This is a genomic window from Rhodanobacter sp. UC4448_H15 (assembly GCF_052978265.1).
The window spans coordinates 3,590,720-3,601,937 of sequence record NZ_CM129665.1; the positions used below are offsets into that span (position 1 = coordinate 3,590,720).

Below are 11,218 nucleotides of genomic sequence, written 5' to 3' on the forward strand. Positions count from 1 at the left end.
AAAATGGAAGCGTGCGGTCGCCCTACACCTGCAACCGGTCGCCCGGCCGTGCGACCAGCGCATACAACGCCGGCATCAGGTACATGCCGATCAGCAATCGCGACAGCATGCCGGCCACGATCACCAGCGCGAACGGGCGCTGCGAATCGGTGCCGACGCCGCTGGCGATGGCTGCCGGCAACAGGCCGAGCGCGGCCACCAGCGCGGTCATGGTGATCGGACGCAGGCGCAGGATCGCCGCCTCGTGCACCGCCCTGGCGATGTCCATGCCGCCCAGCCGCAGCTCGTTGACGCAGGAAATGTAGACCACGCCGGTCAGCACCGACACGCCGAACAGCACGATGAAGCCGATCGCCGAGGACACCGAGAACGGCGTGCCGGTGAGCCACATCGCCACGATCGCACCGAACGGTGCGGACAGCAGCACGCCGGCCACGGTGATGAACGGAAACTTGAAATTGCCGTAGAGCACGAACAGCAGGCCGAAGATCAGCAGCAGGGTCAGCGGCAGGATCACGTTCATCTGTGCGCGCGAGGCGGTGTACTCCTTGTACTCGCCGCCCCACTCCAGCCGATAGCCGTGCGGCAGCTTCACGTCGCGGCCGACCCGGGCGATCGCTTCGTTCACCGCTCCGGCCAGGTCGCGTCCGCTCACCGAGAACTGCACGCCGATGTAGCGTGAACCGTTCTCGCGATAGATGAAGGAGGCGCCGTTGGCGATGCTGATGTCGGCCAGCTCCTTCAGCGGAATCTGCTGGCCGCCGGGCGTGGCTACCGGGATCTCGCCGATCTGCTGCGGGTTGTCGCGGTATTGCGGCTGCAGCCGCACCAGCAGGTCGAACTGCTTTTCTCCCTGCGCCACCTCGGTGGCCACGTCGCCGCCGATCGCCGCCTCGATCAGCTTGTTGATGTCCTCGACGTTGATCCCGTAGCGCGCGATCTTGGCGCGATCGATTTTTATCGACAGGTTCGGCTGCCCCAGCTCGTGGACCAGGGTCAGGTCGGTGATGCCGCGCACCTTTTCCATCGCCTGCTTGATCGCCTTGCCCTTGGCCTGCAGCACGTGCAGGTCCGGGCCGTAGATCTTCACCGCGAGCGAGCTTTTCAGGCCGGTCTCGGCCTCGTCCACCGCATCCTCGGCCGGCTGGGTGTAGTTGAACTGGATGCCGGGAAACACCTGCAGCTTCCTGTCGATCGCCGCGATCAGGTCGGCCTTGCTGCGGTACTTGCCGTCCCACTGCGCGTACGGTTTCAGGCCGACGAAGAACTCGTCGTTGAAGAAGCCGGTCGAATCGGTGCCGTCGTCCGGGCGACCCAGCTCGGAGCCCACCGTGGTGACCTCGGGGAAGGAGCGCAGGATGCGCCGGATCTGCGGCGAGATCTTCGAGGCCTCGTCGAAGGAGATGGTGTACGGCATGGTGGCGCGCACCCACAGCGAGCCTTCGTCCAGGTGCGGCATGAACTCGGCGCCGATGCCGCGCATCATCACCAGCGCGATCACCAGCAGCAGCAGGGAGGCCCCGGTCACGCGCCACGCGTGCTGCTGCAGGCGCTCCAGTCCGCGCACGTACCACGTCTTGAACCTGTCGTAGATGGCGTTGCGCCGCTCGCGCACGCCACGGCGCATGAACAGCGCGCAGAGCACCGGCAGCAGGGTCAGCGTGACCAGCAGCGAGCCGACCAGGGCGAAGATCATGGTGTCCGCCATCGGCTTGAACAGCGTGCCGGAAGGCCCGGTCAGCACGTAGATCGGCAGGAAGCTGGCCACGATCACCGCCACCGCGTAGACCAGCGGGCGGTCCACTTCCGAGGCGGCGCCCTGGATGACTTCCCTGATGCTGAACTCGCTGCCCTGCCGCGCGGCCAGCTCGCGGAAGATGTTCTCGACCATGAAGATCGCGCCATCGACCAGGATGCCGAAATCCACCGCGCCGATCGACAGCAGGTTGGCCGAGGCGCCCTTCAGGTCCAGGCACACGAAGGCGAACAGCAGCGCCAGCGGGATCGTGACCGCCACGATCAGCCCCGCGCGCACGTCGTAGAGGAAGAAGATCAGCACCGCGATCACCAGCGCCATGCCCAGCAGCAGGTTGTGCATCACCACCGCCTTGGTCTGGCCGATCAGGTCGGTGAGGTCGTAGAACGGGTGGATCTTCACGTCGTCGGGCAGCACGTCGCGGTTGAGCTCCTGCGTCTTCGCCTCGACCCGCTGCAACACGTTCTCGGTCTTCGAGCCGGTCAGCGCCAGCACCACGCCCTCCACCGCGTCGTCCTGGTCCATGTAGCCGAACTCGCCCAGCCGCGGCGCGATGCCGACCTGCACGGTGCCCACGTTCTTCACCAGGATCGGCGTGCCGTCGTGCACCGCCAGCACCACGTCGCCGATGTCCTGCACGGTCTCGAGCCGGCCCAGCCCGCGCACGTAGAAGAACTGCCCGCCCTGGGTGTAGAAGCCGCCGCCGGCGTTGCCGTTGTTGGCCGCCAGCGCGGCCTCGACCTGCGCCACCGACATGCCCAGCGCGGCGATCTTCACCGGATCGAGCAGCACCTGGTATTGCATGGTGCCGCCGCCGAAACCGGAGTCGTCGGCCACGCCCGGCACCGAGCGGTACTGCGGCGCGACGACCCAGTCGTTCAGCGTCTTCAGCTCCATCGGCGAGCGGTCGGTGCTCTGCAGCACGTAGCGGTACACCAGCCCCGAGGGCGGCGACATCGGCGACATCGACGAGGACACGCCGTCGGGCAGTTCGACATCCGGCAGGCGGTTGCGCACGCGCTGGCGCGCGAAATACGGATCGGTGCCGTCGGCGAAGCCGAGCGTGACGTCGGACAGGCCGTACAGCGACACGGAGCGCTTGGTCACCATGCCGGGGATGGCATTCATGCCCAGCTCCACCGGCACCGTGATCAGCCGCTCCACTTCCTCGGCCGAATGCCCCGGCCACTGCGTGACGATGTCGACCATCGGCGGCGACAGGTTCGGGTACGCATCCATCGGCAGGATGTTGTAGGACCACACGCCGGCCGCGGCCAGGCCCAGCGCCAACAGCACCATCAGCATGCGCTGCTGCAGCGCGAACGCGACGATGCGGTTGATCAGCGAGGCGGGGCGCGGCGGCAGCCCCTCGGGTGGGGTCTGCGCGCTCATTGGGTCTGCATGAAATGCAGGAAGATCGCGCCGTCCACCACGACCTTGTCGCCGGCGTGCAGGCCGTCGGGAATCTCGAAGGCATCGCCCACGCGTCCGCCCAGCGTGATCGTGCGCTGCGCGTAGCCGCCGTCGGCCGCCGCCACGTACACGAACGGCAGGTTCTCGTCATCGCGCAGCACGGCCGACACCGGCAGCAGCAAGCCCGTGCGCGCATCGCCGGAGCGGATCTTCACGCGCACGTACATCTGCCGCTTGAGCACGCCGTCCGGGTTGTCGACCAGCACGCGGGCGCCGACGGAGCGCGTATCGGGATCGACCACGGCACCGACGTTGGTCACCTTGCCGGGCATCGCCGCGTCATCGCCGCCGACCTCGACGGTGGCCGCGTCGCCGTTCTTCACCGCCGCCAGGTCGTCGCCGAACAGCTGCGCCATCACCCACATTTTCGACGTGTCGGCGACGGTAAAGCAGGGCGTCGAACCGGCCGCCAGCAACTGGCCGGGCGCGATCGACTTCTCCACCACGGTGCCGGCGATCGGGGCGCGGATCACGCCCTGGCCATGCGCCACCGGCTTGCCTTCGCGTATCGCCGCGATGGTTTGCGGATCGACATGCAGGGCCAGCAGCGCCTGCAACGCGGCGTCGCGATCGGCATCCGCCCCCGTCGCATCGGATTGCGCCTGCGCGTGCTCGCGCTGCGAGATCGCCTGGTGTGCGTACAGGTCACGATCGGTCGCCGCCAACTGGTCGGCGGCATGCGCCGCGGCGAGCGCCTTGCGATACGCGCCGACGGCGGCGGCGAAGTCGGGCGAATCCACCCGCGCCAGCGGCTGCCCCGCCTTGACCTTGTCGCCCGGGTTCACCAGCACCTCGGTCACCGGGCCGGAGAACGGTGCCAGCACCTGGGTGGCGCGGTCGTGGTCGAAATCCACCACACCGCTGGTTTCGATGCTGCGATGGAAGCTGCTGCGTTCGATGGTCAGCAGATGGATGTGCTGGCGCTGCGCAGCGGTCAGCGTCACGTTGTGCGGCGTGTCGGCGGCGGCCTGCGGCGCGGCCTTCGACGAGCAGGCGGCCAGCGTCGACGCGGCCAGCAGCACAAGCGCGGACAACAGGACGGGCGCGCGCCGGGTCGGCGCGGAGGATGGTCTATTTTTCATCGCTATCCCGGGTGGCAGCGGCATCGGTGGAGTGGGTGTCGGCGTCGTGCCACCAGCCGCCGCCCATGGCCTGGAACAGCGCGGCGGTGTCGACATAGCGGCTCGCTTGCGCCTGCACCAGCGCGATGCGCGCCTGCTGGTCGGCCTGCTCCGCACCAAGCAGCGACAGGTAGCTGGCGTAGCCGTCCTGGTACTGGCGCTGCGAGATTTCCAGCGCGAGTTTGGCCGCGTCCGCCGCCCTGGCCGCCGCCTGCAGGCCCTCGGCATCGTGCTGCAGCGCGGCCAGTGTGTCGGCCACGTTCTGGAACGCGGTCAGCACCGTGCCGCGATATTCCTCGGCCGCCTGCACGTAGGCCGCCTTGGCCGCGCGCTCCTGATGCAGCAGGCTGCCGCCCTGGAAGATCGGGGCGGCCAGATCCGCGCCCAGGCTCCAGAAGCCGGTGCCGCTCTTGAACAACTGCTTGATCGCCAGCGCGCTGCTGCCTGCATTTGCCGTCAGCGTGATGTCGGGCAACCGGTTCGCGATGGCTACGCCGATCTGCGCGTTGGCCGCATGCAGGTTGGCCTCTGCCTGGCGAACGTCGGGGCGCTGCGCCACCAGGGTCGAGGGCAGGCTCACGGGAAGCTGCTGCGGCAGATGCAGGCTGGCCAGGTCGAACGCCTGCGGCGCCGCCTCGCCGGGTAGTTCGCCGGCCAGCACGGCCAGCAGATGGTTCTGCTGGTCCAGCTGGTTCAGCAGCGGCGGCAGCGTGGCCTGCAACTGGGCCAGCTGGGATTCCTGCGCGGCGAGATCGAGCCGCCCCGCGTAGCCCTTGACGAGCTGGTAGCGCAGCAGCTCGACCATCTTCGCGTTGGTCGCGATCAGCTCGCGGGTCGCGGCGACCTGCGCGCGCAGCGAGGCTTGCTGCACTGCCGCCACCACCACGTTGGCGCTGAGCGTGATGCGGGTGGCAAGCATCTGGAACCGCACCGCCTGCTGCTGCGCCTTGAGCGATTCCACGTTGCGCCGGTTCAGGCCGAACACGTCCGGCACGTACGACACGCTGACCTGCGGCGTGAACAGGTTGTACAGGTACGCGTTGTTGCTTGGCACCGGCGCCAGCGCGCCGGGCGGGTCCTGTTCGCGGCTGGCCGAGAAGCCGGCGCTGACGCTTGGCGCGTACGCACCGCGTCCGGCGCGGGTGTTCTCGCGCGCCACCGCCAGTGCGGCCTGTGCGGCCTTGAGATCGGGGTTGTGCGCCAGCGCCTGTGCGATCAGCGCGTCGAGCGCGGCCGAATGGAACAGCGTCCACCACTGCGCGGGAATGTCGCCGCCGGAAACGAAACGCTGGGGCTGCCCGCCGGCGACATTCGCACCGGGGGTGCGCTCCGGCAGCGGCCCGGCGGCCACGCTGGCAACATCCGGTGCCGCCGGCTTCCGGAAATCCGGCCCCACCGCGCAGCCGCCGATCGCCAGCACCGCGACGACCGCCAGCAGCGACCCGCCTGCCCGTCTGATCATCGCGGCCGTCATCGCGACGGTGCCAGCAGACAATCGGACCGCGGGGTTTTCATGCGTGCGCGTCTTGAGGAAAAGATCGGAACGCAACGATATAACGTACCAAGCCGACGCGAAAGCCTGCAAGAAATTGCGTTTGCGCAGCCCGTCCTGCGGGAAGCCGCATCGGGAGGGCGCGACACTCGCCCCCTCCCGATGCGGATCAAGCCATGCAGATCAAACCCACGCGCCACGCGGTGCCCGGGAAGTCGGGCACGCCGGCGCGCGCCGCCCTAGAAGCGCAGCGCCACCCCCAGGTTGACGGAACGGCCATAGCGGTAATAGCCCTGCGACAGCAGCGGGTTGCCGTTGATGCTGTAGGTCTGCGCCTTGTCCAGCAGGTTCTGGCCGTCCAGGCTGACGCTGATCATGTCGTTGAACTTGTAGGAGACGTGCGCCGTCACCCAGGTGATCGCGTCGGCCTGCTCGTTGTAGCCGGTACCCAGCACGTTGATCGCGGTGACGAAGCCGTTGGTGCGGTCGGCGTTGGCGCCCACCGACCACTTGCCCTTCTCGTACATCACGCCCAGCGAATAGGTCGCCGGGGCGATGCCTTCAAGCGGCCGCTGCTCGCCGTCCACCCAGCTCGTGGACAGGTTGCGCGTGTACTGCGCACGCACGCCGAAACCGTTGTTCCAGAAGTGCTGCAGGCTCATCTCCATGCCCTTCACCCTGGCGTGGTCGCCATTGATCGGACGCATGATGTTGAACAGGTAACCCGGCACGCCGATGTCCTGGCCGGTTTCCCAACTGGTGGTGATCTGGTTGGTGATGCGCTTGTAGAACACCGCCAGGCTGGCGACGGAGTGCTCGGCGAAATACCACTCCAGCGACAGGTCGCCCTGAGCCGCACTGTAGGGCTTGAGGTCCGCGTTGCCGCCGTAGACCTGGGTGAACTCGCCCCACGACACGCTTTCGGTGGTGTTGGTCGGCGCCAGCTGGTTCACTGCCGGACGCGCCATGGTCTTGGCCGCGCCGGCGCGCAACTGCAACTGATCGGTGAAATGCCAGGTGAAGTTGGCCGAGGGCAGCAGATAGCTGTAATGGGCGTCCTGGACGACCGGCGTCGGCGCGTCGTATTGGGCGGTGTAGTTGAAAGGCCCGTTCTCGGTGATGCTCAGGATCTTGGCGTCCCAGGCCTGGGCGCGGGTATCGGTCTGCACCAGGCGCACGCCGACGTCGCCTTCCCAGCGATCCCCGGACATGTCCGCCTGCACGTAGAACGCGTTGGTCTTCTCGCTGACGCGGTAGCTCTGCAGCGGGTTCCATTGCGGGCCGGCCAGCGCGTAGTCGTACGGCGTGCCGTCCGGGCGGAGATTGCCGTTGTAGGCCTGCAGCCGGGCCAGGTAGTTGGGCACGTCGAAGGCCAGGAAGCTGCGCGGGAAGCTGCTGCCCACGCCGGACATGAAGTGCGGCAGGTGGAAGGAGTGCGAGATCACGTTGCCGCCGAGGTCGGCCACGTTGATGGCGTTGTCCTCGGAGTAGTAGTCCGCGCCGCCGTTGAGGGTGTTGTTGACCAGGTCGCGCGACTTCTCGCGCTCGGTGCGGGTCACGCCGAAGCGCAGGTTGTCCACGCCCCACTTGCCGACGAACAGCTTGCCGGCCACGGTGCCGCCGGTGATCTCGTCGCGGATGTTGTCGCCGCTCAACTCCATGTAGTGCGTGTTGAAGTCCGAATCGCTGAACTGGCCGCTGGCGAGGCCCGAGATGAGGTCGCGGCCGTCGTCGAACTTGACGTCGACGTTGGGCACCGCATACGGGCCGAGGGTGATGCGGGCCGTGTTGGGCTGGTTCATGCGCAGCACGACGTAGGTGTCCTGGCCGCCGGAGCGACGCTCCGAGGTGGAGCGGTACAGGTCGCCGGTCAGGGTCAGGTCGTCGGTGGCCTTCCACTCGCCGTTGATGCCGTACAGCGCGGTATCGACGACGCGGTACTGGGTCTGGTTCAGCAGTTCCGGATTGAGCCGCAGCTCCGGGTCCGGGTTGTCCATGGTGAAACCGGTGACGATGCCGTTCTGCACGGTGATGTCGGACCAGCGCCCCGGCGCGAACAGCGGGTAGTAGGACTGCTGGAAGGACACCTGCGGCGAATCCAGGCGCGTCTTCAACCCATCCACCACGATGCGCACCCGGTCGTTCGGACGCCACTCGATCTTGCCGGAATAGGCGCTGCGCTTCTTGTCCTCCAGGATCGAGCCGACCCGGAACTGGCCCGGGGCAATCAGGCCGTAATCTTCCGGGTCCAGTTCGCCGTTGCCGTTGAGGTCGATGTTGCCGCCCCAGGCGTTGCCGTACCAGTTGGGATCGTTGGGGTCGGGGTTGCGCGTCCAGCCGCCGTCGTTGCCGGCGACGTCGGTGCGATCCTTGCGCTTGGCCTTGACCACGCCCAGCAGCACGCCGACGGTGTCGTTGGCGAAGGTGTTGCTGTAGGCGGCCGAAAACTTGTGTCCGTTGAGTTCGGACATCTGGTTGCGATCGCCCTCCAGGCGCACGATGCCGTGCTGTCCGGGCCGGTCGAACGGGCTGGCCGAACGCAGGTTGATCAGGCCGCCGATGCCCCCTTCGGTCAGCGAGGCCTGCGCGCCCTTGATCACGTCGGCACCGCTGATCACATCGGCGGGCAGGACGTCGAAGGCAAAGTCGCGACCGGCGCCATCAGTCGCCAGGATGCGGCCGTTGAACGTGGTCAGCGTGAACTCCGGGCCGAGGCCGCGCACGCTGACCTTCTGTCCCTCGCCGCCGGCCGTGCGCGAGATGGCCACGCCGGTAATGTGGCTGAGCGAGTCGGCCACGTTGTCGTCGGGGAACATGCCCAGTTCGAGCGCACTGATCGAATCCTGCACGGTGCCGGCATCGCGCTTGAGTTCGGTCGAGCGCGCCATGCTGCCCCGCTCGCCGGTGACCACCACGGTGGCCAGCTCGGTGGCGGCGCGCGGCGTGGCCTGGTCAACCGGGACCGCCCGTGGGCTCGGCGTCGTGGCGGCGCTGGCAGGCGCTGTCTGGGCTGTTTGGGAGAACGCCGCCGCCGGTATCAGCAGAGCCAGGGCGACGGCACAAGACAGTGTGTTTCGGTGAAAGGAAGCGGCGTTCAAGGGCTCTCTCCTGGGGGCGCGATGGCGGACCTTGCATCTAAACAACGAAACCGAGCCTATAACATGTTTCGTTTCGTATCAATAGCGAAATACAACGAAATGCGGCATAATTTCTCCATCCATCGGAACCCTTGAATGGCCGCCACTCGCGACACCAGTCAACGACGCCTCCAGATCAGCGAACTCGTCCGCCAGCATGGAAGCGTCCAGGTCAGCAGGCTTGCCGACCGCTTCGGCGTGAGCGCGCAGACCGTGCGCAAGGACCTGCGCTACCTGGCCGAGCGCGGCGTGATGGCGCGCGCCTACGGCGGCGCGATCGACAGCGGCGTGATCGGCAACGGCAGCCCCGCCGAACCCAATTACGAAGCGAAGATCACCAGCTACCTGGCCGAGAAGCGCCGCATCGGCGTGCGCGCGGCAACCCTGATCAAGCCCGGCGATACCGTTGCCATCGACTCGGGCACCACGGCCATCCAGCTGGCCAAGGCGCTGCCGGATATCGACATCACCGTGGTCACCAATGACTACGGCGTGCTGACCGCGCTGGCATCCAAGCCGAGCATCAACCTCGTCATGCTCGGCGGCGAACTGCGCCGGCGCAACATGGCGTTCTACGGCGGGCTGACGGTCGAGGCGCTGGATGCGCTGCACGTGGACAAGCTGTTCCTCGGCGTGGACGGCTTCGACCTCGAACGCGGCATCACCACGCATTACGAGCCCGAGGCCCTGCTCAACCGCAAGATGGTGGAGGCCGCGCGCGTGGTCATTTCCATCACCGACAGTTCGAAATTCGGCAAGGTCTGTCTGCATCGCATCATCCCCGTCACCGCGTTGAACGTGTTGATCACGGACACCGGCGCACCCGAGGACATCATCCAGGCCAGCCATCAGCTCGGTTTCGAGTTGTTGCTGGCCTGAGAGCAGGGATTCGGGATTCGCAAAAGCATGAGAGCGCCGCCGCCGCAGGAGCCCGCTCGCCGGCGATGCTCCTGACGCTCCCGCAAATCCCCAATCCCCCATTCACTGCCCCGAGCTTGTCGAAGGGCCTTATCCCGGCTCAAAGGCATCGCCCGCAGGCGGGCTCCTAGGTGCCCGGCCTGACGAACACGCGCATCGCATTGCCGTAGTAGATCTTGTCGATCACCGCGCGCGGCAGCGCCAGGCCCGGCACGTCGGCGTGGATCATGTCCACGTGCTGCGTCTCGCCGGTGGCCAGGTAGCGCCAGTCGGAGCTCCACGCCGCGTGCGCCTCGCGGCGGAACTCGGCGGGGTCGGCATCGGGGCCGTAGGTCAGGTCGGTGCCGTACATCACCCGATCCTGGTAGCGGATGAAGAAGTTGCGCACCTTCTCGCGGTCGCGCACCGACTGGTATTGCACCTGGCTCATGCGCGCGGCCATGTCCACGGTGGCATCGGGAAAACGGTCGAGGAAGGCGGCGATGCGGTCGACGTCATACTCCAGGCTGGCCAGATGCGCGCCGACGAAGCGCAGCTTCGGGTGCGCGGCCACGAAGCGGTCGCGCACCGCCATCAGATCCTCGTAGCGCGGCATCTCCGGATGCAGGTGCATGTAGTACTCCGGATGCTTGCTGAAGTACTCGCGGTCGTTGTCGGTGGTCATCTGGTCCAGCGGCAACCAGCAGTTGCGCGGCTCGCCCTGGTGGTCGATCAGGGCCACGCCGAGCGCGCGCACCTGCTCGGCCACGGGCGCCAGGCCCGGATCGTCGAGCATGATCAGTTTGCCGTCGGCGCTCCGCTCCGCGAGGCCCACGTTTTTCCAGATCTTCACTGCCAAGGCGCCCGCCGCCACGTCGCGGGCAAGTTTCGCGTCGACGCGTTCGGTCCAGCCCGGCGTGCCGAACCCCTTCATCGAGAAGGTGGTGGCCCAGTGGAAATGCGCCGGGTCCCTTGCCGCCAGGGCCACGGCGGCCGCGTGCTGCCGCGCGATGCTCGGGAAGTCGGGATAGTCGACGTTGATCGACAGCAACTCGAAACCGTCCGCGCGCGCCTGTTCGAGGAATGCCGGATCGGGCGTGTTGGCGTGGACGTGGGCGTCGAACTTGCGCACCTGGCCGAAGTCGGCCATCGAATAACTTTCCGCGGCATGCCGGCTCGCCGTCGCGCAGGCGCTGGAAAGGGCTGCCGCGATGGCCAACAGGGCAAGGACGGCGGGACGGAAGATCGTGTTCATCGGTCCACCTCGGCAATATAACGAAACATTTTCGAACCATACCGAAACGAAACGCTTGCATCAAGAGCAACGGCTGACGCAGAATCG

Annotated in this window: 6 protein-coding genes; 1 reads left to right on the forward strand and 5 read right to left on the reverse strand. The window is 67.2% G+C overall.

Annotation, left to right across the window (positions count from 1 at the left end; translation table 11 throughout):
- Nucleotides 1-22: 22 nt before the first annotated feature.
- The 4 genes from ACVCMI_RS16475 to ACVCMI_RS16490 all read right to left on the reverse strand — a co-directional run bounded on the left by ACVCMI_RS16475 (nucleotide 23) and on the right by ACVCMI_RS16490 (nucleotide 8,940).
- Nucleotides 23-3,148 carry an efflux RND transporter permease subunit gene (locus ACVCMI_RS16475; RefSeq protein ID WP_447098067.1) on the reverse strand — a complete coding sequence of 1,042 codons (3,126 nt, stop codon included), beginning with the start codon at nucleotides 3,146-3,148 and terminating at the stop codon, nucleotides 23-25.
- Entirely contained in the window at nucleotides 3,145-4,311 is a 1,167-nt protein-coding gene (locus ACVCMI_RS16480) for an efflux RND transporter periplasmic adaptor subunit (protein ID WP_447098066.1), read from the reverse strand. Before ACVCMI_RS16480 ends, ACVCMI_RS16475 begins: the two co-directional genes overlap by 4 nt.
- The gene (locus tag ACVCMI_RS16485) at nucleotides 4,301-5,812 is read right to left on the reverse strand and encodes an efflux transporter outer membrane subunit (protein ID WP_447098065.1); all 1,512 of its coding nucleotides are present in this window, start codon (nucleotides 5,810-5,812) and stop codon (nucleotides 4,301-4,303) included. The genes ACVCMI_RS16480 and ACVCMI_RS16485 overlap by 11 nt, the downstream gene beginning before the upstream one ends.
- 269 nt (nucleotides 5,813-6,081) lie before the next feature.
- Nucleotides 6,082-8,940 (reverse strand): TonB-dependent receptor, encoded by a 2,859-nt coding sequence (locus ACVCMI_RS16490; RefSeq protein WP_447098064.1) that lies wholly within the window; start codon nucleotides 8,938-8,940, stop codon nucleotides 6,082-6,084.
- A gap of 135 nt (nucleotides 8,941-9,075) precedes the next feature.
- Here ACVCMI_RS16490 and ACVCMI_RS16495 point away from each other — a divergent pair, with 135 nt between their 5' ends.
- Nucleotides 9,076-9,858, forward strand: a complete 783-nt coding sequence (locus tag ACVCMI_RS16495; protein WP_447098063.1) for a DeoR/GlpR family DNA-binding transcription regulator — start codon at nucleotides 9,076-9,078, stop codon at nucleotides 9,856-9,858.
- Between the two features lie 166 nt (nucleotides 9,859-10,024).
- On the opposite strand, the gene ACVCMI_RS16500 is transcribed toward ACVCMI_RS16495, so the two are convergent.
- Complete coding sequence (locus ACVCMI_RS16500; RefSeq protein WP_447098062.1) at nucleotides 10,025-11,131, reverse strand: amidohydrolase family protein; 1,107 nt, start codon at nucleotides 11,129-11,131, stop codon at nucleotides 10,025-10,027.
- Between the last annotated feature and the right edge of the window lie 87 nt (nucleotides 11,132-11,218).